Source organism: Microbispora sp. NBRC 16548 (genome assembly GCF_030268985.1).
Classification (GTDB): Bacteria; Actinomycetota; Actinomycetes; order Streptosporangiales; family Streptosporangiaceae; genus Microbispora; species Microbispora catharanthi.
On the sequence record NZ_BSSF01000003.1, the window covers coordinates 540,171 to 561,428 of the forward strand.

The following is a 21,258-nucleotide window of genomic DNA, read 5'->3' on the forward strand; positions in this document are numbered from 1 at the left end:
CCCGACCCTATGTGGTCCCGGGTCCACCGCCGACGGCGGCATCGCTTCCGGTGATGGTTTCTCCCCCGTCTCGGTCCTCCGACACCTCCGGCGGGGGCAACAGGTTGGCCACTCCCCCGCCCACGTCGTTCGCCCTGAGCAGGAAGGGGCGCAGGGGGGTGTAGCGGATCACCGTGACGGACGCGGGGTCGGCCGTGATCCGCTGGAACTGGTCCAGGTGCAGGCCCAGCGCGTCGGCCACGATCGCCTTGATCACGTCCCCGTGGCTGCACACCAGATAGGTGGCCTTCTCGCCGAGCCGCTCGTTCCAGTCGCGTACGGCCCGCACGGCCCGGTTCTGCACCTCCGCCAGCGCCTCCCCGCCGGGGAACACCGCCGCGCTGGGATGGGCCTGCACCACCCGCCACAGCGGCTCCTCCGCAAGCTCCTTCAGCGGCCTGCCCGTCCAGTCGCCGTATCCGCACTCGCCGAACCTGTCGTCGGTCTGCACGGAGACGGGGCGGCCCTGCGCGATGGCGGCGGCGGTCTCCCGGCACCGCTCCAGCGGGCTGGACACGATGGCGTCCAGTTCCAGGGGCGCGAGCCGCTCTGCCACCGCGCGCGCCTGCTCCCGGCCGCGCTCGTCGAGGTGGACCCCGGGGGTCCAGCCGGCCAGCACGGGGCCGGTCATCGCGGTGAGGCCGTGCCGTACGAGGAGGACGGTCGTCATGACTGCACCACCCCGAGGGCCAGCAGCGTGAGGAGGAACGTTCCGGCGAAGACGCGGTAGACGACGAAGACGACGGTCGAGTGGCGCGCCACGTAACGCAGCAGCCAGGCGATCGAGGCATAGCCGACGACGAACGACACGACGGTCGCGATCAGGGTCGGCGCGACCGGCGGGCCGCCGCCGTCGCCGACGTGCCGCAGCTCGAACAGCCCCGAGAGGATCACCGCCGGGATCGACAGCAGGAAGGAGTAGCGGGCGGCCGCCTCGCGCGTGTATCCGAGGAACAACGCGCCGGTCATCGTGGAGCCCGAGCGGGAGGCGCCGGGGATCAGCGGCAGCATCTGCCAGGCGCCGATGATGAGGCCGTCGCGCATGTTGAGGTCGGCGACCTCCTTCTTCTTGCGCCCCATCTGGTCGGCCACGAGCAGCAGCAGGCCGAAGACGATGAGCATGGCCGCGTTCAGCCACAGGTTGCGGGCCGGGCCCTCGATCGCGTCCTTGAACAGCAGGCCGGCGACGCTGATCGGGATCGTGCCCAGGCCGATGTACCACCCCATGCGCGCGTCGAGGTCGCCGCGCAGCTCCGGCGTCCACAGGCTGCGCAGCCAGGTCCAGGTGATCCGGACGATGTCCCGCCAGAAGTAGATGAGCACCGCGAGCATGGTGCCGAGCTGGATCACCGCGGTGAACGCGGCGCCGGGGTCGCCCCATCCGGCCAGCTTGGGCACGATCAGCAGGTGGGCCGAGCTGGAGATGGGCAGGAACTCGGTGAGACCCTGCACGAGCCCGAGCACGATCGCCTGTAGTACGTCCATGGTGCGGACAGCCTATCGGCTAGTCTGTCCGCACCATGGACCAGCGACTAGTCGGGCGCAGCGGTCTGTCGGTGTCCAGGATCGGGCTCGGCACCATGACCTGGGCCCGCGACACCTCCGCCGAGGAGGCGACGGCGCAGCTCACCGCCTTCGCCGAGGCCGGCGGCACGCTGATCGACACCGCCGATGTGTACGGCGGCGGCGACGCCGAGCGCCTGATCGGCCGGCTCATCCGCGACGTGGTGCCGCGCTCGGAGCTGGTCATCGCCACCAAGGCCGTGCTCACCCCCGGCGGCGAGCACGACGCCTCCCGCCGTCACCTCATCCGCGCGCTCGACGCCTCCCTGGCCCGGCTCGGGCTGGAGGAGGTCGACCTGTGGCAGCTCCACGCGTTCGACCCCCGGGTGCCTCTGGAGGAGACGCTCGCCGCCGTCGACTTCGCCGTCTCCACCGGGCGTACGGCCTACGCGGGCGTGTGCAACTACACGGGCTGGCAGCTCGCCGCCGCCGCCACGTGGCAGCGGTGCGGCGACTCGCGGGCCCCGATCGTCGCTGCGCAGGTGGAGTACTCCCTGCTGGCCAGGGACGCCGAGGAGGAACTGCTGCCGGCCGCGGGGCACGTGGGCGCCGGTGTCCTCGCCTGGTCGCCGCTGGGACGCGGCGTGCTGACCGGCAAGTACCGCACCGGCATTCCCGCGGACTCCCGCGCCGCCACCCCGCACTTCGCCGAGTTCGTCCGGCCATACCTGGACGAACGGTGCCGCAGCATCGTGGAGTCGGTGACCACGGCGGCCGAGGGGCTCGGCGTGTCGCCGCTCGCCGTGGCGCTCGCCTGGGTGCGCGACCGCCCGGGCGTGTCGTCGGCGATCGTCGGCGCGCGCACCCACGCGCAGCTCCTCGGCGTGTTGCAGGCCGAGAAGCTGACACTGCCGTGGGAGATCCGCGAGGCTCTGGACGACGTCTCCGACCCCTGATCGCCGCCCCGGACGTGGGAGGCGAACGAGAATCGTCCTCACGTATCACACATCGATACCGAACTGCAACTTTCTACTGCATAACCCCGCGCTCCGGCGAAGAGTGGCGGGTATGTCGGGGGATGGACCAGAGCACTGCGGAAGGGGACACATGGGGATCGTAGGCAAGGCCTCCGCGATCTCCGCCGGGGCTCTCGCGATCACCCTGGCCGGAGGACTCCCTCTCGCCGCATCCCCGGCACAGGCGCTCGACTGCACGGGCGGCGGCGGCCTGGTCTCGGGCATCACCGGCGGCGTCTGCTCCCTGGTGGACGGCGTGGGCCGCCTGGCGGACGGCGTCACCGACGTCGCGGACAAGGCCACCGGCGGGGTGACGGAACCGGTCACGAAGGCCGTGGACGACACGCTGAAGACGACCACCGAAGCCACGGGCACCGCGGTGAACGACGTCGGCAAGGCGGTCGACAAGGCCGGACAGACGCTCACCGGGGCCGCCGACACCGCGGCCGGCGCGGCGAGCGGAGCGGCGGACGACGCGAGCGGAGCGGTGAGCGGAGCCACGGGAGCTCTGACGGGCGACGGATCCGGAGCCGCGCACAGCCCCGCCCCCGGCGTCGAGAAGCTCACCGACGGGCTGACCCGCGCCGTCCAGGACACCTGCCTGCCCCTGGTCGCCGGCGAGGACTGCGCGTCCCATGGGCAGCGTGAGAGCGGCGAGGGCGCGCGGAGCGCCGGAAAGACGCGGCCGGCCGACAAGAAGGCGACACGGCCCAAGGCGTCCATGACACCCGAGGGCACCCTTTCGCCCGAGCCGTACCGGCCGCGTCTCGTCGCGGCGCTCGACGACGCGCCGGAGACGGGCCGCGCGGCGAAGGTGGACCCCGACGAGGACGGCGTGATCCCCCTCCTGTGGCCCGGGCAGAGGATGCCCGAACTGCCCGAACTACGCGGCGATTCGGCGGGGGCGCGCGCTCGGGGCCACCGGTCCTACGACGCGGCGGGGACGGCCCTCACCGCGGTTCTGCTGCTTTCGGCGCTGCTCGCCACCCGCGTGGTCTCGGCCCGGCGGGCGCGCGCCGGGCGGCAGGAGCCGGACGAGTCGATCCCCTTCGAGGGCGGCCTGCGGCTGCCGGGGAAGGCGGGGCGCCACCGGCTCGCCTGAGGGCGACACGCGTGGGCCGGGCCTGAGCTGCTTCTTGCCGGTTGATGGGTTGATGCGAACCCGCGCCGGATGATCGCGCATCAACTGCCGACCGGGTTATCCATGCCGTGGAGGCACCGCGAGGTGCCCGGGGCCACGGAAGGAGCAGCTCGGGATGAGATGGAGCATCGTCCTCAAGGCGCTGGCCGTCCCGGCGGCGGCGGCCGTCGTGCTGACGACGACGGCGACCGGCGCGGTCGCCGGAACGGGAGACGGGCCGGGATCGGGGTCGGGATCGGGGTCGGGCCGGACCGGCACGGTGAGGCTCGACGACATTCCGCGCGGCGGGACCGCCGACCTCCCGCGCCGCGTCTCCGACACGCTGTGCGACCAGGGCCGGAAGAGCGCGCAGACCTGTGACGGGACCGACCCGATCAGGAGCCGCTGCGACGACGGGGCGTACACCGTGTCGAGTTCGCGGCTCTGGTATCACGACGGCCGCGGACGGGCCACCCGGCCCGCCGGCGCCACCGTCGAGTTGCGGTACTCCCCCCGATGCGGGACCAACTGGTCGCGGATCACGCTCGACGAGGGGCGCACCGCGCCTGTGGGCGTTCTCGTGTGCCGGGGCGAGGGCTTCGGCGACTGCACCGAGACGTACGCGACCCGCGACGGCACGGCGTACTCCGACCAGCTCTACGCGAAGGACGTGGAGGCGACGGCGTACGCGCTGTGCTGCGGCACCTGGCCGACCATCGCCTCCGCCTGGGCCCGGGGCTGAGCCCGCCGCGGAACCGACGGTGCGGCGCCCTCACGCCGCCTCGTGCGGGGGAGGCGGGCGCGGGAACGGGGGCCGGTCCCGCGGCCGTCCGGCCTCGTCACACGCCCGAGAGGAGGCCGGACGCGGCCTCCGTCAGGAGTACCAGGTGGGCTCGGGGACCTCGTCCCGCAGGCGGTGGACGCCCACCTCGCGGCGCTTGTACGCCACGGGGTCGTGCAGGGTGTGGGTGCGCACGTTGCGCCAGAACCGGTCGAGCCCGTAGCGGGACGCGGTCGAGCGGGCCCCGGTGGCCTCGAAGACACGCGAGGTGACCTCCAGGGCCACGTCGGTGGCGTGCGCCTTGACCGCGGCCACCCGCACCTCGTGCTCCCCGCGCAGGCGGGGGGTGACCTCGTCCGGGTTGAGGTGGAACCACAGGCCCTCCCGGGCGACCTCGTCGGCCAGCGCCTCGGCCGCCCAGAGCTTGGCGGTGAGGTCCCCGTAGAGGTCGATGACGTACGGCTCGTCGACCGCGCGCTCGTGCCCGCCGTGCAGCCACGGGCGGGTGTGCTCCCTCGTGTACGCCAGCGCGGTCTCCAGCGCTCCCCTGGCGATGCCGAGGTAGAAGTTCACGAACACGAGCTGGATGGTCGGCACGTTGAGGGTGGCGTAGACGCGCGGCTGGAACTCCTTGTCCACGTAGCCGAGGGCGTCGCGCCACGGCGCGCGCACGCCGGAGACGGTGACGCTGCCGCTCTCGGTCAGCCGCTGGCCGATGTTGTCCCAGTCGTCGTGGAAGGTCAGCCCCTCGGAGTCCGAGGGGACTATGGCGAAGACGTGCTTGTCCGTGCCCTCCAGCACGCCCTCGAGGACGGTGACGTCGGAAACCTTGCTACCGGTGGAGAAGGTCTTGCGCCCGTCGAAGACGAGGGTGTCGCCCTCGTCGCGCACGACGATGTCGCGGTCGCGGGGGTTGACGGCCCCGCCGAAGAACCAGCGGTGCCGGGCGGCATCGGCCTCAACGCGCTCCCACTGCTCGCGGGTGCCCACCAGGCGCGCCGCCCAGTTCCAGAGGTAGTGGTAGCCGAGCAGCTGGCCGATGGAGCCGTCGGCCGCGGCCACCTCGCGGACGACGCGGTAGGCGGTGGGCCAGTCCTGCCCCGCGCCGCCGTGCCCGGCCGGTCCGAGCAGCGTGACCAGGCCGGAGTCCTTGAGCAGCCCGATCTCCGCGTACGGGGTCTTCGCGGCCCTGTCACGCTCGGCGGCGTCCACCGCGAGGACGGCGGCCACCTCGCCGGCACGCGCGGTCCACTCGTCCGGAGTGCGCGGCGCCGGGCCGTCCGTCCAGTCCGTACGGCTGGCGTGAGCGATGGTCACGTGTCGTCTCCTCTCGTGTGCGGCGCGTCGCGCCTGCTGTCGCTCACCAGGTTAGGCAACATTCTCTACTTGTTAAGTAGGAAAATTGCCGAACGGCCGGTAGGGTCCCCCTTGAACACCACCGGCGAACCCCCCTTGGACGAGGTGGACGACGATGCGCATCGAGCAGCTCGAGTACATCCGCGCGGTGACCCGCCTCGGCTCGCTGCGCAGGGCCGCCGACCACCTGCACCTGTCCCAGCCGGCGCTCAGCGAGACCGTGCGCAACCTGGAGCGGGAGCTCGGCGTCGACCTGCTGGAGCGGCGCCGGTCCGGCGCCACGATCAGCGACAAGGGCCGGGAGCTGCTGCCGTACATCAACGGCGTGCTGGAGGCGGTGGACCGCCTGCGCGGCGCGGCCGACGAGCAGCACCACACGGCCCGCATGGTCAGGCTGGGCACGGTCAACGCGGCCACCGTCCCGCTGCTGATCCCCGCAGTACGGGCGTTCCGGGAGGCCCATCCGGCGACCCAGGTCGAGGTCGTCGGCGCGCAGCAGGCCGAGATCCACCGGCGCATCCGGGAGGGGAGCTTCGACCTCGGACTGGTGAACTACCTGAGCGGCGACGACCTGCCGCCCGACCTCGCCACGACCGAGCTGCTGCGCGGCCGCCCGGTCGTGTGCGTACGGCCCGACAGCCCGCTGGCCTCGCTGCCCGCGGTCGAGGTCGCCGACCTGCTCCGCCAGCCCCTGATCGTGATGCGCTCCGGCTATGTCATGCACCGCCTGGTGCACCGCCTGCTCGGCGGGCGCGCGCCGTCGTTCTCGTATTCGACCGACGGCGCCGAGATGGGCAAGCTCATGGTCGCCGAGGGGCTCGGCGCCACCGTGCTGCCCGAGTTCAGCGTGGCCGGCGATCCCCTCCTGCGCAGCGGCGCGATCACCTACCGGCCGCTGGCACGGCGCGTGGCGGAGGTCCTCCTGGTGATCCAGTCGCAGCGATCCGCCTCCGGCCCCCGGGTGGCCCGCGACCTGCACCGGTTCCTCCTGGACCGGGCACGGGAGTGCCGCGCCGACGCCCGGACGGGCGCCGCGGGATAAAGCGCAGGAGCCACAGTGCGGGGTGCCAGCGGTGGAGTTACAGGGCGGCCCTATCACTCCCCCGCCGATCGCATGTGGAACCGCGGGGCACGGCCGACGTACTATCCCCATTGACTGAGTAGGAAATGCCTGAAAGGGGTCCTCCGTGTCCGCGAACGTCAGTCCCGAGCCGCTGCGGTTCGCCTACTGGGTGCCCAACGTCAGCGGCGGGCTCGTCACCAGCACGATCGAGCAGCGCACCGATTGGAGTTACGACTACAACCGGAAGCTGGCGGTGCTCGCGGAGAACAACGGCTTCGAGTACGCGCTGTCCCAGGTGCGCTACATGGCCAGCTACGGCGCCGCGTACCAGCAGGAGTCGACGAGCTTCAGCCTGGCGCTGCTGCTCGCCACCCAGCGGCTGAAGGTGATCGCCGCCGTCCACCCGGGCCTGTGGCACCCGGCGGTGCTGGCCAAGCTGCTCAGCACCGCCGACCACCTCTCGGGCGGCCGGGCCGCCGTCAACGTCGTGAGCGGCTGGTTCAAGGGCGAGTTCACCGCCCTGGGCGAGCCGTGGCTGGAGCACGACGAGCGCTACCGCCGGGCCGAGGAGTTCATCCGCGTCCTGCGGACGAGCTGGACCGAGGACAAGGCGCAGTTCCAGGGCGACTTCTACCGGCTGCACGGGTACGACCTGCAGCCCAAGCCGCTCTCCGGGCCCGACCGCCCGCACCCCGAGGTCTTCCAGGGCGGCAACTCCACGGCGGCGCGCGCCATGGCGGGCCGGGTCTCCGACTGGTACTTCAGCAACGGCAAGGACTTCGACGGCGTCACCGAGCAGATCGAGGAGGTCGGCGCGGCGGCGCAGGCCCACGGCCGCCGGGTGCGGTTCGGCCTGAACGGCTTCCTCATCGCCAGGGACACCGAGGCGGAGGCGCGCGAGACGCTGCGCGAGATCGTGGCCAAGGCCGACGTCGAGGCCGTCCACGGGTTCCGCGACGCGGTCCGCGAGGCCGGCCGGTCCACCCAGGACGGACGGGGAATGTGGGCCGACTCCTCGTTCGAGGACCTGGTGCAGTACAACGACGGCTTCCGCACCCGCCTCATCGGCACGCCGGAGCAGATCGCGCACCGGGCGATCGAGTACAAGAAGCGCGGCGTCGACCTGCTCCTGCTCGGCTTCCTGCACTACCACGAGGAGGTCGAGTACTTCGGCCGCCACGTGCTGCCCATCATCCGCGAGCTGGAGGGCGAACTCGCGGCAAGGGGCACGTTCCCGGTGGAACCGGCCCGGGCCTGATCCCATGACCGATCTCGCCCACGCAGCCGTCCAGGAAACCGTCCAGGCAGCCGTCCAGGCAGCCGTTCACGCATCGGGGACCGCGCACGTGGTCACCGGCGACGAGGAGGCCCTCGCCGTCGCCGCCGAACTCGCCGGCCGGTTCGCGGACGGCGCCGCCGGACGCGACGCCCACCGCGAGCTCCCCCACGCCGAGCTGGCCGAGCTGTCGGCGAGCGGCCTGCTCGGCATCACCGTTCCGCGCGAACACGGCGGCGCCGACGTGCGGTCCGCCACACTGGCGGAGGTCGTCCGCCTGCTCGCCACCGCCGACCCCAGCATCGCCCAGATCCCGCAGAGCCACTTCGTGTACGTCAACGTGCTGCGGCAGCAGGGGTCCGCGGCGCAGCGGGAGTTCTTCTTCGCCGAGGTCCTGGCGGGCAGGCGGTTCGGCAACGCCCAGTCGGAGGCGGGCACCCGGCACGTGCAGGACTACCGCACCCGGCTGCGCCCGGCGGAGGACGGCGGCTTCGTCCTCGACGGCGTCAAGCACTACTCGACCGGGGCCCTGTTCGCCGACTGGATCACCGTGCTGGCAAAGGACCCCGCCGACCGACTCGTCGTCGCGTACGTGCCGGCCGGCGCGCCCGGCCTCACGGTCGTGGACGACTGGGAGGGCATGGGGCAGCGCACCACGGCCAGCGGCACGGTGCGGCTGGAGGGTGTGCGGGTTCCGGCCGACCGCGTGGTCCCCCACCACCTGACCTTCACCGGGCCGCAGCTGCACGGCGCCCACGCGCAACTGCTGCACGCCGCGATCGACGTCGGCATCGCCCGCGCCGCGCTCACCGAGGCCGCCGAGTTCGTCCGGACCCGCAGCAGGCCCTGGTTCGAGAGCGGCCTCGACCACGCCGCCGACGACCCCCTGACCATCCAGCGCTTCGGAGAGCTGGAGATCTCCGTGCGCGCCGCGGAGGCGCTGCTGGGCGAGGCCGGGCGGGCGGTCGACCGGGCGCGGGAACGGCTCGACGACGAGACCGCGGCGGCGGCGTCCATCGCGGTCGCCACGGCGAAGGCGTTCGCCGACCCGGCAGCCGTCGAGGTGACCGACGCCCTGTTCGAGGTGTCGGGCACCAGGTCGGCGCTCGACTCGCTGAACCTGCACCGGCACTGGCGCAACGCCCGCACCCACACCCTGCACGATCCGGTGCGCTGGAAGATCCAGCACATCGGCCGGTACGCGCTGAACCGGACCCCGCCCCCACGGCACGGCCTGATCTGATCCCGAACCCGGCCCCCACTCCGAATCCGGTTCCATCTGACGGAGGTTCCGCCATGTCCACCATCGTCGTCCTGTCCGGCAGTCCCTCTGCGGTCTCGCGTACCGCCGCCCTGTGCACGCACCTCGCCGGCCGGCTGCGCCTCCTTGGCCACGAGGTCCGCACCGTACACGTGCGGGACCTGCCCGCGGAGGCGCTGCTGTCGGCCGACACCGGGCACCCGCGGATCGCCGAGGTCGTCGGCCTCGTCGGCGAGGCGGACGGCGTCCTGGTCGCCTCACCCGTGTACAAGGCCGCCTACAGCGGACTGCTGAAGACGTTGCTCGACCTGCTGCCGCAGTTCGCGTTCGCGGGCAAGGTCGTGCTGCCGATCGTCACCGGCGGCAGCCCCGCCCACGTGCTGGCCATCGACTACGCGCTGCGCCCGGTCCTGACCTCGCTCGGGGCCGACCACGTCGTGCCGGGATGGTTCGTCCTGGACCGGCACATCGCGGTCCGCGGCGACGAGGCCGGCCTCGACCCCGACCACGCCGACCCGCTCTACCGCGTGGTCGACGCCTTCGCGTCGGCCGTGGCCGCGCGCCGCCTGCTGCTGGCCGCGTCCTGAGGGGACTCCCGATGACACTGACGTTCCACTGGTTTCTGCCCACGTACGGCGACAGCCGCCACCTCGTCGGCGGCGGGCACGGCACGGACATCACCACGGCCGGCGGAGACCGGCCCGCCACCCTGGCGTACCTGGGCCAGATCGTGCGCGCCGCCGAGCAACTCGGCTTCGAGGGGGCCCTCACCCCGGCCGGCGCCTGGTGCGAGGACGCCTGGCTGACCACCGCCATGCTGGTCGCGGGCTCCGAGCGGCTGAAGTTCCTGGTCGCCTTCCGGCCGGGGCTGCTGTCGCCCACGCTCGCCGCGCAGATGGCCGCCACGTTCCAGCGCCACTCGGCCGGGCGCCTGCTGGTCAACGTCGTCACCGGCGGCGAGGACCACGAGCAGCGCGCCTACGGCGACTCCCTCACCAAGGACGAGCGCTACGAGCGCACCGACGAGTTCCTCACGGTCGTACGCGCCCTGTGGCGCGGGGAGCGGGTCACCCTGGAGGGCAGGCACGTCAGGGTCGCGGACGCCGCGCTGAGCCGGGTGCCGTCCCCGGTGCCGGCCGTGTATTTCGGCGGGTCGTCCCCGGCCGCGGGCAGGGTGGCGGCGCGGCACAGCGACGTCTACCTGACCTGGGGCGAGCCGCCCGCGCAGGTGGCCGAGAAGCTCGCCTGGATCCGCCGGGAGACCGCCGCGGCCGGGCGCGAGGTGCGCTTCGGCATCCGGCTCCACGTGATCAGCCGGGACACCTCGGCGCAGGCGTGGGCGGAGGCCGAGCGGCTGCTGTCCGCCCTGGACCCGGCCGTCATCGCGTCGGTGCAGGCCGGTCTCGCGCGCAGCGGGTCGGAGGGGCAGCGGCGGATGCGGGCCCTGCACGGGGGCCGCACGGACGCGCTGGAGGTCTCGCCGAACCTGTGGGCCGGTGTGGGGCTCGTCCGCGGCGGCGCGGGCACGGCCCTCGTGGGCAGCCACGTCGAGGTGGCCGAGCGGATCGAGGAGTACCACGCTCTCGGCATCGACGAGTTCGTGCTGTCCGGTCACCCGCACCTGGAGGAGGCCTACTGGTTCGGCGAGGGCGTCCTGCCTCTGCTGCGCCGCAGGGGGTTGTGGCGGCACCCGGTGGACGTGCCCGACGACCCGCTCCCGGCCGCCATCCCGTTCGCCGGCGCCGCGTCGCGGTGACCTTCCGACGGCGCGCCGTGCGCACCGCGGCACCGCCGAGGGCAGAGCGAGGCGAGGGGGTGCGTGCGGGCGTGCGGGTCAGCGCGCGCAGCGGGTTCTCGCGTGCGGGCCTTCCCCCTGCCCTGTGACCACCCATCCCTCCACCCAGACGCATCCGGGTGCGAGGGAGAGCATGTCCCCGTAGCTGCCCGGCGGCGTGTTGTTCGACCATTGGGAGCGCACCTGGGCGCTGTCCGCCGGACGATGCGCGGCGAGCCACACCGTGTAGAGATGGGGATTGTCGAAGTGCGCCGAGGCCCAGGCCGTGTCGCACTCGGGGCTGCGCCGCAGCCTTAGCGTCCCGAAGCGGGTGCCGTCGGGCAGGTTCAGCGGGACGGCGTCGAGCGTCTCGATCGTCTCGAGGTCGGCTCCGCACCCGCGGGCGCGGGGGTCGTCGCCGTCCATGTCCTCGGCCCTGCTCGCGTCCCCCGCCCGGTCGGTGACGTGCTGGTTGCGCGAGGTCCAGCCGGGCGCGAGCCCCACGCCGCGCGCGGCGGCGCCCAGCACCACCCCGCCGGCGACCACGAGGACGGCGGCGAGCGCGAGCAGGCGCCCGCGCCGCCGCACCCAGCCCGCGAAGCCACCGTTCCCCGCGTCCGACCCTGCGTCTGCCCCGGCATCAGGGCCGCCGTCGTGCGCACTGCCATGCCCGCCACCGCGCTCGCCGGCGTCTTCGGCCAGTGGGACGACCTCGGCGGCGCCGGGAGCCGGAGACGAAGGCCCTTCAGCGGCCGGGGCCGGTTCCGGCGGTTCCGCCGTCCGCCCCGAGATCTCCTCGCTGACTCGATGCCAGCGCCGTGCCCACGCGTCCTCGTCGCCCCCGCAGGCCCGTACGAAGGCGAGGGTGACCTCCAGGCTCGGGAAGACACGGCCGCCCGCGGCCCGCGACAGCACCGTGGGCGAGTAGTGCGCCCTCTCCGAGAGGGCGCGGTAGGTGGGCGACCCGCCCTCCTCGCGCAGCCGCCGCAACGCGACGGCGAACGCCTGTACGGGCCCTTCCTCGGGGCTGAGGTCGCGCTCTGGTCGTCCCATGGTCCCCACACGAGTTCGGCGGCCACGTCGCCGCGGGCGACGCCGTCCCGGGGCGTACGGGGACGGGACGGCCCGGGCACCACGCTCGCGCCTGACAGTCCATGCCCACTCCGGAGAACGGGCGGGCGTCAAACACGCCCAGATGCTAAGCGCAGGGACGGGCCGCGGCAAGATTCGCAAGCCGCCGCGGCCCGTGAGCCCGCCCGATGAGAGAGGCGGGATGTCGCGAACGGGGTGCCGTCAGGCGCCCATCGCGTGCACGCCGCCGTCGACGTGGACGATCTCACCGGTGGTGGAGGGGAACCAGTCGGACAGCAGCGCGACGCACGCCTTGGCGGCGGGGGCGGTGTCCGCCAGGTCCCAGCCGAGCGGCGCGCGCTCCGGCCAGGAGTCCTCGAACTCCTTGAACCCGGGGATGCTCTTGGCCGCCATCGTGCGCAGCGGGCCGGCGGCGACGAGGTTGACCCGGATGCCGTGCTTGCCCAGGTCGCGGGCGAGGTAGCGCGAGCACGACTCCAGCCCGGCCTTGGCCACGCCCATCCAGTCGTACACGGGCCACGCCTTGGTGGCGTCGAAGTCGAGGCCGACGATCGCGCCGCCGTCCTTCATCAGCGGCAGGCAGGCGACGGCGAGCGACTTGAACGAGAACGTCGACACGTGGACCGCCGTGGCGACGTCCTCCCACGAGGTGTTGAGGAAGTTGCCGCCCAGGCAGGACTGCGGCGCGAATCCGATGGAGTGGACCACCCCGTCCAGCCCGTCGAGGTGCGCGCCGACGCGGTCGGCGAGCGTGTCGAGGTGATCGGTGTTCTGGACGTCCAGTTCGATCACCGGAGGCGGCTCGGGCAGCCGCTTGGCGATGCGCTCGACCAGGCTGAGGCGGCCGAAACCGGTCAGCACGACCTGGGCGCCCTCCTCCTGCGCCAGCTTGGCCACGTTGAAGGCGATCGACGCGTCGGTGAGGACGCCGGTGACCAGCAGTCGCTTCCCGTCCAGCAAACCCATGTCCAGCTCCAGTCAGTCGGGTGTCCGGCTCAGTGGCCCATGCCGAGGCCGCCGTCGACGGGGATGACCGCCCCGGTGATGTAGGAGGCGTCGTCGCTCGCCAGGAACCTCACGACCCGGGCGATCTCCTCGGCCTGCGCCTGCCGCCCGAGCGGGATGCTCTTGCGGATCTGCTCCTGCTGCGCCTCGTCGAGCACCGCGGTCATGTCGGTCTCCACGAACCCGGGCGCGACCACGTTGACCGTGATGCCGCGCGAGCCGAGCTCGCGGGCCAGCGACCGGCCGAAGCCGACCAGGCCGGCCTTGGAGGCGGCGTAGTTGGTCTGGCCGGCGGAGCCGGACAGGCCGACGACGGAGGAGATCAGGATGATGCGCCCGCGCCGCAGGCGCAGCATGGGCCGCACGGCCCGCTTCGCGACGCGATAGGCGCCGGTCAGGTTCGTGTCGATGACGTCGGTGAAGGTCTCCTCCTTCATCATCGGCAGCAGCGTGTCCTTGGTGATCCCCGCGTTGGCGACGACCACCTCGACCGGGCCGTGCTCGGCCTCGGCCTTCTCGAAGGCGGCGTCGACGTCGGCGGAGCTCGTCACGTCGCAGCGAACCCCGAACAGCCCCTCCGGGGGCTCGCCGGAACGGTAGGTGACGGCGACGGCGTCTCCCGCGGCGGCGAGCTCGCGGGCGATCGCGAGGCCGATGCCGCGATTTCCGCCGGTGACGAGAACAGAGCGAACCATGCGACCGACCGTATCGGCTACTTGGGGGTAGTCCACTTGTCCGCAGGGCACAAGATCACAGGGTTAGGATCGTGGACATGCGCCAGATCGACCCCGACTTCCTCGCCCTGCCACTGCGGCGGCTGGCGGACGCGGCCCTGCAGCGCGCCCGTGACCTGGGAGCCGAGCACGCCTCGTTCCGGCTCGAACGCGTGCGCGCCGAGACGCTGCGCCTGTTCGACGCCCGGCTCGAGGGGTCCTCGGACGCCGACGACCTGGGCTTCGCCGTACGGGTGATCAAGGACGGCACATGGGGCTTCGCCTCCGGGATCGAGCTGACCCCGGAGGCGGCGGCCCGGGCCGCCGAGGAGGCCGTGCGGGTGGCGGCGGTCAGCGCGCCCATCAACCGCGAGCCGGTGGAGCTCGCCTCCGAGCCGGTGTACGACGACGTGACCTGGGTGTCGGCCTACGAGGTCGACCCGTTCGACGTGCCGCTGCCGGACAAGGCGGCGCTGCTCGCGGAGTGGTCGTCCGGCCTGCTCGGCAGGGTCGACCACGTCTCGGCCTCGCTCATGCAGGTCAAGGAGCAGAAGTTCTACGCCGACACGGCGGGCACGGTGACCACGCAGCAGCGCGTGCGGCTGCACCCCGTCCTGACCGCGATGCGGGCCGACGGCGACCGGTTCGACGACATGCGCACGCTTGCCCCGCCGGTCGGCCGGGGGTACGAGTACCTGACCGGCACCGGCTGGGACTTCCCCGCCGAGCTGGCCGAGATCCCCGACCTGCTCGACGAGAAGCTCAAGGCGCCCTCGGTCGAGGCCGGGCCGTACGACCTGGTGATCGACCCGTCGAACCTGTGGCTGACGATCCACGAGTCGATCGGCCACGCGACCGAGCTGGACCGGGCGCTCGGCTACGAGGCGGCCTACGCCGGCACCTCTTTCGCCACCTTCGACCAGCTCGGCAGCCTGCACTACGGCTCGCCCGTGATGAACGTGACGGGCGACCGCACGGTCGAGCACGGCCTGGCCACCGTCGGCTGGGACGACGAGGGCGTGGCCGGCCAGTCGTTCGACATCGTCCGCGAGGGCACGCTGGTGGGCTACCAGCTCGACCGGCGGATGGCGCTGCTGAAGGGCCTCGGGCGGTCGAACGGCTGCGCGTTCGCCGACTCCCCCGGGCACGTGCCGATCCAGCGGATGGCCAACGTGTCGCTCCGGCCGGCGGCGGACGGCCCCTCCACCGACGAGCTGATCTCACGGGTCGAGCGCGGCGTCTACGTCGTCGGCGACAAGAGCTGGTCGATCGACATGCAGCGGTACAACTTCCAGTTCACCGGCCAGCGGTTCTACCGCATCGAGAACGGCCGCCTGGCCGGTCAGCTGCGCGACGTGGCCTACCAGGCGACCACGACGGACTTCTGGCGCTCCATGGAGGCCGTCGGCGGCCCGGAGACGTACGTGCTCGGCGGCGCCTTCAACTGCGGCAAGGGCCAGCCGGGCCAGGTCGCGCCGGTGAGCCACGGCGCCCCCGCGGCGCTGTTCCGCGGCGTGCGGATCCTCAACACTGCCCAGGAGGGTGGGAAGTGACCGACATGGTGACCACACCGCAGGAGACGGTGGAGCGGGCGCTCGCGCTGAGCGAGGCCGACGGCTGCGTCGTCATCGTGGACGAGGGCTCGACCGCCAACCTGCGCTTCGCCGGCAACACGCTGACGACCAACGGAGTCGCGCGCTCGTCCCAGATCACCGTGATCTCCGTCGTGGGCGCCGGTGTGGGGGTCGTCTCACGCTCCGCCGTACGGGCCGACCAGCTGGCCGACGTGGTGGCCGCGGCGGACCGCGCCGCGCGGGAGGCCCGGCCGTCGGAGGACGCCCGGCCTCTGGTGGAGGGCACCGCCGGAGCGGGCTGGGAGCGCCCGGTGGAGCCGACCTCCATCGGCGTGTTCGGGGATTTCGCCCCCGCGCTCGGCGAGGCGTTCGCCGCCGCCGACGCCTCAGGACGCAGGCTGTACGGCTTCGCCGAGCACAGCATGACCTCGACGTTCGTCGGGTCGTCCACGGGCCTGCGGCTGCGTCACGACCAGCCGACCGGGCGGCTCGAACTGAACGCCAAGTCGGCGGACATGACGCGCTCCGCGTGGACTGGCGTGGCCACCCGCGACTTCTCCGACGTGGACGTGGCCGCCCTGGACGAGACGCTCACCCGGCGGCTCGACTGGGCCAAGCGGCGGATCAGCCTGGAGCCGGGCCGCTACGAGACGCTCCTGCCGCCGACGGCGGTCTCCGACCTGATGATCTACCTGTACTGGGCGGCCGGCGCGCGGGACGCCGCCGACGGCCGCACGGTGTTCTCCCGGCCAGGCGGCGGCACCCGTGTGGGCGAGCGGCTCTCGACACTGCCGATCTCGCTGCACAGCGACCCGGCGCGGGCCGGCGTCGAGTGCGCGCCGTTCGTCGTCGCGCACTCCTCCAGCCGGGAGCAGTCGGTGTTCGACAACGGCCTGCCCCTGGCCCACACCGAGTGGATCAGCGACGGCACGCTGGCCAACCTTGTGCAGACCCGGCACTCCGCCGGGCTGACCGGGCTCGCCACCACCCCGCAGATCGACAACCTGATCATGACGGGACCGGAGGACGGCCGCTCGCTGGAGGAGATGATCGCCTCGACCGAGCGGGGCCTGCTGCTGACCTGCCTGTGGTACATCCGCGAGGTCGACCCGCAGTCGCTGCTCCTGACCGGGCTGACCAGGGACGGCGTCTACCTGGTCGAGAACGGCGAGGTCGTGGGCGAGGTCAACAACTTCCGGTTCAACGAGTCGCCGGTCGACCTGCTCGGCCGCCTCAGCGAGGTGGGCCCGAGCGAGCAGACGCTGCCGCGCGAGTGGAACGACTGGTTCACCCGCGCCGTCATGCCGCCGGTCCGGGTGCCCGACTTCAACATGTCGACGGTCAGCCAGGCCAGCTGAGCCGTTCTGCGACCGGAAACGGTCACCACGCCGAGTCCACAGAGCCGGTCGGATGTCCCCGGCTCCTCCCGGCCGGGCGATCGGCATCGGCCGGGAGGCGCTGCGCGCGCTGCGGCCTGACGACCGACCACCCGGTGATCACCGCCGGTGGCGCGCCGAAGCTCGTCGGCCCGACCGGCTCCGCGGACTGCGGACGGTGCCCGTCCCCAGTCACAGCACCAGGCCCTATTCGGTGTCCTCGAGACGGAAGCCGACTTTCATGCCGACCTGGAAGTGGGCCACCTCGCCGTCCACGATGTGCCCGCGCATCTCGGTCACCTCGAACCAGTCCAGGTGCCGCAGCGTCTGGGCGGCTCGCCTGACGCCGTTGCGGATGGCCTGGTCGACGCTTTCGGCCGAGGTGCCCACTATCTCGGTCACCCGGTAAGTGCGGTCCGACATCACGTCCTCCTGCCTGTGCCTGTCGCGTGATCGTATCGCCGTGCGGGAGTCACCCCCGCCTCCCCCGGGGTCTACCGTGGAAATCGTGAATCCATGGCGCTGGTTGCGAAAAGACCGCCCGGTCGTTCACCAGGTGACGGACGCCCAGCCGTCGCTGTCCGACGACGTGCGCAAGCGGGAGATCAGTTACCTCATCAAGATGGGCATCCGGCTCGTGTGCCTCATTCTGGCGGTGGCTGTGCCGGCCCCCTGGCCCGTCAAGGCCCTGTTCGTCGCGGGGGCGGTTCTTTTGCCATACCTTGCCGTTATCGGGGCCAATCAGAGAGGTCACGAGCCTCCCCCACCCCCGGACTTGACCTCGCCTAACCAAAACGAGATACCACGCCATCGACGCGAGATCGGGTCGTGACAAAGTCTTGACGCAACCCATGGGTTGGAGGTGTACAGTTTAGCCAAGCGCTCTGGTCCCCCGTCGGAGCGCTGGTGCCGGCGTTCCGGGCCCCCGTCGGAACGCCGATGAAGCGGCGCCGGGTGGTTTGCCCCCGTAACCACCCGGCGTCGCCCTTTTCCGAGACTTTGCACAGGTCTTGACTTTGCACAGGCCTCACAGACCGGCCGTCGTGGTCGTCCCCGGCAGGGACGGCCCTTCCGCCGAGCGGCCCCCGGCGCCCGCCCTTCCCCTCTATGCGGCGCGCCGGGGCCGTGGAAGCCGGAGTCAGGAGTCGGGGGTGTCAGTGGTCGCGCGCGTCTGCGCGGTCGCCTCCGCCCAGTCCTCGGCCATCCGGGACAGCCGCTCCAGCACATCCGGCGGCGCGGTGCCGGCCCCCTGCGCCAGCCCCACCAGGTAGGCGGTCAGCGGGGCGGCGGGCCGCGCCACTCCGTGCGCCACATCCCTGGTCAGGTCGAGCACCGCGGTCCGGTCCACCCGGGCGGGGTCGATGCCGAGCTCGCGGCAAACCTGTGCCGTCCATTCCTCCAACACGTTCACGCGCACTCCCTTCACCCGCGCCCTCGGGCCCGCTCGCGGGCCGCGCGGAGATCGTCGACGGTGTCGCAATCGAACCACGGCGGGGTCTCCCCGGGTGCCACCGGCGGGCGCACGAGCGCCGGCCCCAGCGGGCCGAGCAGCCCGCGCAGCGACCGCCCCTCGTACGCGCCGAGCGCGGCCCGCAACGCGGCCGTCCGCCAGGCACCGGTCAGCCACTGCTCGCGGCCCTCGTCGTCCACGAGCACCGCGCCCGCGCCGTCCTCCGGCACGGCCGCCAGGAGCGCCCCGACGTGGCCGGCGACGACGAACGGCAGGTCGGCGGCGAGCAGGACGACCAGTGGGGACGTCACCTCGGCGAGCCCGGCGCGCAGCGCCGGCACCGGCCCGCCGCCCGGCGGGTCCTCACGGGTGAACAGCACACCCGGCATGTCCCTGGGCGGGCCCACCACAACCACCGCGCGAGCGTCGCGGACCGCCGCCGCCACCCGCTCGACGAGGGGCAGCCCGCCGACGAGCGCACCCGGCTTGTCCGCCCCGCCGAGCCGCTCGGCCCGGCCCCCCGCCAGGATCACGGCGTCGTACGGCGGCGGGGAAGCCGCCTCACCGGCGCCGGTTCCGGAACGGGGACGCACGCGTGCTCCCTGAACTCTCTCTCGTGGCTCTCGATGGCTCTCTTGCGGCTCTCTTGGGCTCCGTCAGCCGCCGATGGCCGACATCGGGCGGGCCGGCTGGAGGAACGCGGGGTCGTCGATGCCGTGCCCGGCCCTCTTCCCCCGCACCGCCGCGACCCACCGCGCCACCAGCTCATCGTCCGAGGCGCCCGAGCGCAGCGCCGAACGCAGGTCGGACTCCTCGGTGGCGAACAGGCAGTTGCGGACCTGGCCGTCGGCGGTTATCCGGACGCGGTCGCAGGCGCCGCAGAACGGCCGGGTGACCGAGCCGATCACGCCCACCCGGTGCGGACCGCCGTCCACCAGGAACAGCTCGGCGGGGGCGCTGCCCCGCTCGCGCGGGTCGTCCTCGGTGAGGTCGAAGGAGTCCTTCAGCAGCCCGAGGATCTCGTCGGCCGTGATCATGTCGTCGCGGCGCCAGCCGTGCTGGGCGTCGAGCGGCATCTGCTCGATGAAGCGCAGCTCGTACCCCTGGTCAAGGCAGTAGCGCAGCAGCGGCGCGGCCTCGTGCTCGTTGACGCCGCGCATCAGCACCGTGTTGACCTTGACCGGCGTGAGGCCCGCCGCCGTCGCCGCGGCGAGCCCGTCCAGCACGTCGCGCAGCCGGTCGCGGTGCGCCAGCCGGACGAACACGTCGCGGTCGAGCGTGTCCAGCGAGACGTTGACGCGGTCGAGACCGGCCCGCGCGAGCGGCTCCGCGAGGCGGGCCAGGCCGATGCCGTTGGTCGTCAGCGACACCTGGGGACGCGGGCGCAGCCCGGCGGTCGCGGCCACGATCTCGGCGAGTTCCCGCCGCAGCAACGGCTCGCCACCGGTGAAGCGGACCTCCCGGATGCCGAGCCGCTCCACGCCGATCGTCACCAGGCGGACGATCTCCTCGCCGGTGAGCAGTTCGGGCTTGGGCAGCCAGTCGAGGCCCTCAGGCGGCATGCAGTACGCGCACCGCAGGTTGCACCGGTCGGTCAGCGACACCCTCAGATCGGTTGCGATCCGGCCGAACGAGTCAACCAGCACGAGAGGACCTCCAACCTCAGAGAGCCTCAAGCCTAAGCCCTGCCGTCACGATGGCGGCAATCTCGGTGTCCCCGGCGTGATTCCCTCACCCCGGGACGGAACGGCTCCGCCCCCGCGGTCACCTGTCGCGGCGGCGCTCGATGCGCTTGCGGTGGGCGACCTCCCGGCGGTGCTCGGCCAGCGCGCGCTCGCGCTCGCGCCGGTTCACGCGCGCCTGGCCTTTGGTGCTCTCCAGTTCGAGCCGCAGCGCCTCCTGAGCGGCCGTGCCGCGCCGCGGGACCCGGGCCGCCGCACGGGCGGCCAGCTTGGCCGCGCGCTTGGGATTGACCCGCCGCTCCCCGCGCTCCCCCACAGGTACGGCGGGGGCCGCCTCCGCGCGTTCGAGCAGGGCGACCCCGTGCCGCATGAGGAACTCGTACAGCTCGGGGTCGGTGGGTTCCGCGCCGAGGACGAACCGGGTCGCGCGGAGCTCGCCGTCCTCGACGATCTCCAGGACGCCCACCCAGAACGGGCTCTCGAAGTAGACGGACAGGGAAACCACGATGCCTCCAGAGGTATGCCGACAGGCGGCTTGGCGAAGCCGCTTTCCGGCACACCGGACATCCTCCGAGGCTCCCCGAGGGGACACGAGAGGCGGATACGAGACCGCCGGCACCGGTTCCACACCAGTTCACACCAGGGCCGACGGGTGCCCGGGCTACCAACCGGGGACCGCGTTTTCGTGTGCGCAGCCCAGCTTAACGGGCCGCCTCCCGCCACGGCCATGGCCTTCCCGGGACCCCGCACGGAGCACGGGGCAGACTGATGGGCATGGAACCGATCTCTCTCGACGTGCGTGCCAGGGAACTACTCGAACGCGCCGCCGCCGCGTCCAGCGGGCGGGCGGCCGACACCGTGCACGGCGGCCACGAGCACGCGCTGCGCCAGACGGTGCTCGCCCTCACCGCCGGGACCGGCCTCGCCGAGCACGAGAGCCCGGGTGAGGCGACCCTGCTGGTGCTGCACGGTCATGTACGGCTGAGCAGCGGCGACGCCACCTGGGAGGGGCGGTCCGGCGATCTGCTGGCCATCCCCGACGCGCGTCACGCGCTCGACGCCGTCGAGGACAGCGCGGTCCTGCTCACCGTCGTCAGCCGCCCCTGATCGCGCCTGTCCAGGGACCTCTGCCAGGTCCTCATGACAGGTCGCCGGCCCCGGTGGTCCTTCCGCCTCG

The 21,258-nt window shown here is 72.8% G+C and carries 23 protein-coding genes; 12 read left to right on the plus strand and 11 right to left on the minus strand.

The annotated features are described in order from the left end of the window. Positions 1-7 precede the first annotated feature (7 nt). Positions 8-709: a histidine phosphatase family protein gene (locus QSK36_RS10320; protein WP_183531211.1), complete on the minus strand. Its 702-nt coding sequence runs from the start codon at positions 707-709 to the stop codon at positions 8-10. Beyond that, entirely contained in the window at positions 706-1,524 is an 819-nt protein-coding gene (locus QSK36_RS10325) for an undecaprenyl-diphosphate phosphatase (RefSeq protein ID WP_183531210.1), read from the minus strand. The genes QSK36_RS10320 and QSK36_RS10325 overlap by 4 nt, the downstream gene beginning before the upstream one ends. Positions 1,525-1,559: 35 nt before the next feature. Here QSK36_RS10325 and QSK36_RS10330 point away from each other — a divergent pair, with 35 nt between their 5' ends. The 3 genes from QSK36_RS10330 (at position 1,560) to QSK36_RS10340 (ending at position 4,420) form a co-directional block, all read left to right on the plus strand. Continuing rightward, entirely contained in the window at positions 1,560-2,498 is a 939-nt protein-coding gene (locus tag QSK36_RS10330; protein ID WP_139573049.1) for an aldo/keto reductase, read from the plus strand. 151 nt (positions 2,499-2,649) lie between these two features. Beyond that, positions 2,650-3,660 carry a hypothetical protein gene (locus QSK36_RS10335; protein WP_285782202.1) on the plus strand — a complete coding sequence of 337 codons (1,011 nt, stop codon included), beginning with the start codon at positions 2,650-2,652 and terminating at the stop codon, positions 3,658-3,660. Positions 3,661-3,814: 154 nt separating this feature from the next. Next, positions 3,815-4,420 carry a DUF2690 domain-containing protein gene (locus QSK36_RS10340; protein ID WP_285782203.1) on the plus strand — a complete coding sequence of 202 codons (606 nt, stop codon included), beginning with the start codon at positions 3,815-3,817 and terminating at the stop codon, positions 4,418-4,420. Positions 4,421-4,552: 132 nt separating this feature from the next. Here the strand turns inward: QSK36_RS10340 and QSK36_RS10345 are convergent, their stop codons facing one another. Beyond that, a complete protein-coding gene (locus tag QSK36_RS10345; protein WP_285782204.1) occupies positions 4,553-5,776 on the minus strand; it encodes an acyl-CoA dehydrogenase family protein in 1,224 nt (407 codons plus the stop codon). 154 nt (positions 5,777-5,930) lie between these two features. Between QSK36_RS10345 and QSK36_RS10350 the strand changes: the two genes are divergently transcribed. From QSK36_RS10350 to QSK36_RS10370, 5 genes are all read left to right on the plus strand, one after another. Next, a complete protein-coding gene (locus QSK36_RS10350; protein WP_285782205.1) occupies positions 5,931-6,857 on the plus strand; it encodes a LysR family transcriptional regulator in 927 nt (308 codons plus the stop codon). Between the two features lie 145 nt (positions 6,858-7,002). Beyond that, the gene (gene sfnG, locus QSK36_RS10355) at positions 7,003-8,136 is read left to right on the plus strand and encodes a dimethylsulfone monooxygenase SfnG (protein WP_285782206.1); all 1,134 of its coding nucleotides are present in this window, start codon (positions 7,003-7,005) and stop codon (positions 8,134-8,136) included. A gap of 4 nt (positions 8,137-8,140) precedes the next feature. Beyond that, positions 8,141-9,397 carry an SfnB family sulfur acquisition oxidoreductase gene (locus QSK36_RS10360; RefSeq protein ID WP_285782207.1) on the plus strand — a complete coding sequence of 419 codons (1,257 nt, stop codon included), beginning with the start codon at positions 8,141-8,143 and terminating at the stop codon, positions 9,395-9,397. A gap of 53 nt (positions 9,398-9,450) precedes the next feature. Continuing rightward, positions 9,451-10,002, plus strand: a complete 552-nt coding sequence (ssuE, locus tag QSK36_RS10365) for an NADPH-dependent FMN reductase (RefSeq protein ID WP_183531204.1) — start codon at positions 9,451-9,453, stop codon at positions 10,000-10,002. An 11-nt stretch (positions 10,003-10,013) separates the two neighbouring features. Further along, positions 10,014-11,171 (plus strand): LLM class flavin-dependent oxidoreductase, encoded by a 1,158-nt coding sequence (locus tag QSK36_RS10370; RefSeq protein ID WP_285782208.1) that lies wholly within the window; start codon positions 10,014-10,016, stop codon positions 11,169-11,171. Between the two features lie 78 nt (positions 11,172-11,249). On the opposite strand, the gene QSK36_RS10375 is transcribed toward QSK36_RS10370, so the two are convergent. From QSK36_RS10375 to fabG, 3 genes are all read right to left on the minus strand, one after another. Continuing rightward, positions 11,250-12,242 carry a helix-turn-helix domain-containing protein gene (locus QSK36_RS10375; protein ID WP_183531202.1) on the minus strand — a complete coding sequence of 331 codons (993 nt, stop codon included), beginning with the start codon at positions 12,240-12,242 and terminating at the stop codon, positions 11,250-11,252. Positions 12,243-12,482: 240 nt separating this feature from the next. After that, a complete protein-coding gene (gene fabI, locus QSK36_RS10380) occupies positions 12,483-13,247 on the minus strand; it encodes an enoyl-ACP reductase FabI (protein ID WP_183531201.1) in 765 nt (254 codons plus the stop codon). A 29-nt stretch (positions 13,248-13,276) separates the two neighbouring features. Then, positions 13,277-13,981, minus strand: coding sequence for a 3-oxoacyl-[acyl-carrier-protein] reductase (gene fabG / locus QSK36_RS10385; RefSeq protein ID WP_182902027.1), 705 nt, complete (start codon positions 13,979-13,981; stop codon positions 13,277-13,279). Between the two features lie 77 nt (positions 13,982-14,058). Here fabG and QSK36_RS10390 point away from each other — a divergent pair, with 77 nt between their 5' ends. Next, entirely contained in the window at positions 14,059-15,552 is a 1,494-nt protein-coding gene (locus QSK36_RS10390) for a TldD/PmbA family protein (protein WP_183531200.1), read from the plus strand. Between the two features lie 5 nt (positions 15,553-15,557). Continuing rightward, the gene (locus QSK36_RS10395) at positions 15,558-16,931 is read left to right on the plus strand and encodes a metallopeptidase TldD-related protein (protein WP_285782315.1); all 1,374 of its coding nucleotides are present in this window, start codon (positions 15,558-15,560) and stop codon (positions 16,929-16,931) included. A gap of 225 nt (positions 16,932-17,156) precedes the next feature. Here the strand turns inward: QSK36_RS10395 and QSK36_RS10400 are convergent, their stop codons facing one another. Continuing rightward, positions 17,157-17,372 (minus strand): dodecin, encoded by a 216-nt coding sequence (locus QSK36_RS10400; RefSeq protein WP_285782209.1) that lies wholly within the window; start codon positions 17,370-17,372, stop codon positions 17,157-17,159. Positions 17,373-17,457: 85 nt separating this feature from the next. On the opposite strand from QSK36_RS10400, the gene QSK36_RS10405 reads away from it, so the two are divergent. After that, a complete protein-coding gene (locus QSK36_RS10405; RefSeq protein ID WP_240808770.1) occupies positions 17,458-17,781 on the plus strand; it encodes a DUF3099 domain-containing protein in 324 nt (107 codons plus the stop codon). Between the two features lie 306 nt (positions 17,782-18,087). On the opposite strand, the gene QSK36_RS10410 is transcribed toward QSK36_RS10405, so the two are convergent. From QSK36_RS10410 to QSK36_RS10425, 4 genes are all read right to left on the minus strand, one after another. Further along, positions 18,088-18,360 carry a DUF6457 domain-containing protein gene (locus QSK36_RS10410; protein WP_285782210.1) on the minus strand — a complete coding sequence of 91 codons (273 nt, stop codon included), beginning with the start codon at positions 18,358-18,360 and terminating at the stop codon, positions 18,088-18,090. Between the two features lie 11 nt (positions 18,361-18,371). Then, complete coding sequence (mobA, locus tag QSK36_RS10415) at positions 18,372-18,992, minus strand: molybdenum cofactor guanylyltransferase (RefSeq protein ID WP_285782211.1); 621 nt, start codon at positions 18,990-18,992, stop codon at positions 18,372-18,374. Positions 18,993-19,055: 63 nt separating this feature from the next. Then, positions 19,056-20,045, minus strand: a complete 990-nt coding sequence (moaA, locus tag QSK36_RS10420) for a GTP 3',8-cyclase MoaA (RefSeq protein ID WP_285782212.1) — start codon at positions 20,043-20,045, stop codon at positions 19,056-19,058. A gap of 118 nt (positions 20,046-20,163) precedes the next feature. Then, entirely contained in the window at positions 20,164-20,586 is a 423-nt protein-coding gene (locus tag QSK36_RS10425; RefSeq protein ID WP_285782213.1) for a YjdF family protein, read from the minus strand. A gap of 269 nt (positions 20,587-20,855) precedes the next feature. Here QSK36_RS10425 and QSK36_RS10430 point away from each other — a divergent pair, with 269 nt between their 5' ends. After that, on the plus strand, positions 20,856-21,188 hold the full coding sequence (locus tag QSK36_RS10430) for a cupin domain-containing protein (protein ID WP_285782214.1): 333 nt from the start codon (positions 20,856-20,858) through the stop codon (positions 21,186-21,188). Positions 21,189-21,258: the final 70 nt, after the last annotated feature.

What these genes read in the sequence shown, in the direction of transcription:
- QSK36_RS10335 (WP_285782202.1), top strand. Translation starts at nt 2,650, where the DNA reads ATGGGGATCGTAGGCAAGGCCTCCGCGATCTCCGCCGGGGCTCTCGCG.
- QSK36_RS10360 (WP_285782207.1), top strand. Translation starts at nt 8,141, where the DNA reads ATGACCGATCTCGCCCACGCAGCCGTCCAGGAAACCGTCCAGGCAGCC.
- QSK36_RS10350 (WP_285782205.1), top strand. Translation starts at nt 5,931, where the DNA reads ATGCGCATCGAGCAGCTCGAGTACATCCGCGCGGTGACCCGCCTCGGC.
- QSK36_RS10325 (WP_183531210.1), bottom strand. Translation starts at nt 1,524, where the DNA reads ATGGACGTACTACAGGCGATCGTGCTCGGGCTCGTGCAGGGTCTCACC.
- fabG (WP_182902027.1), bottom strand. Translation starts at nt 13,981, where the DNA reads ATGGTTCGCTCTGTTCTCGTCACCGGCGGAAATCGCGGCATCGGCCTC.
- QSK36_RS10430 (WP_285782214.1), top strand. Translation starts at nt 20,856, where the DNA reads ATGGAACCGATCTCTCTCGACGTGCGTGCCAGGGAACTACTCGAACGC.
- QSK36_RS10320 (WP_183531211.1), bottom strand. Translation starts at nt 709, where the DNA reads ATGACGACCGTCCTCCTCGTACGGCACGGCCTCACCGCGATGACCGGC.
- QSK36_RS10390 (WP_183531200.1), top strand. Translation starts at nt 14,059, where the DNA reads ATGCGCCAGATCGACCCCGACTTCCTCGCCCTGCCACTGCGGCGGCTG.
- QSK36_RS10330 (WP_139573049.1), top strand. Translation starts at nt 1,560, where the DNA reads ATGGACCAGCGACTAGTCGGGCGCAGCGGTCTGTCGGTGTCCAGGATC.
- fabI (WP_183531201.1), bottom strand. Translation starts at nt 13,247, where the DNA reads ATGGGTTTGCTGGACGGGAAGCGACTGCTGGTCACCGGCGTCCTCACC.
- ssuE (WP_183531204.1), top strand. Translation starts at nt 9,451, where the DNA reads ATGTCCACCATCGTCGTCCTGTCCGGCAGTCCCTCTGCGGTCTCGCGT.
- QSK36_RS10340 (WP_285782203.1), top strand. Translation starts at nt 3,815, where the DNA reads ATGAGATGGAGCATCGTCCTCAAGGCGCTGGCCGTCCCGGCGGCGGCG.
- QSK36_RS10375 (WP_183531202.1), bottom strand. Translation starts at nt 12,242, where the DNA reads ATGGGACGACCAGAGCGCGACCTCAGCCCCGAGGAAGGGCCCGTACAG.
- QSK36_RS10400 (WP_285782209.1), bottom strand. Translation starts at nt 17,372, where the DNA reads ATGTCGGACCGCACTTACCGGGTGACCGAGATAGTGGGCACCTCGGCC.
- QSK36_RS10370 (WP_285782208.1), top strand. Translation starts at nt 10,014, where the DNA reads ATGACACTGACGTTCCACTGGTTTCTGCCCACGTACGGCGACAGCCGC.
- QSK36_RS10395 (WP_285782315.1), top strand. Translation starts at nt 15,558, where the DNA reads ATGGTGACCACACCGCAGGAGACGGTGGAGCGGGCGCTCGCGCTGAGC.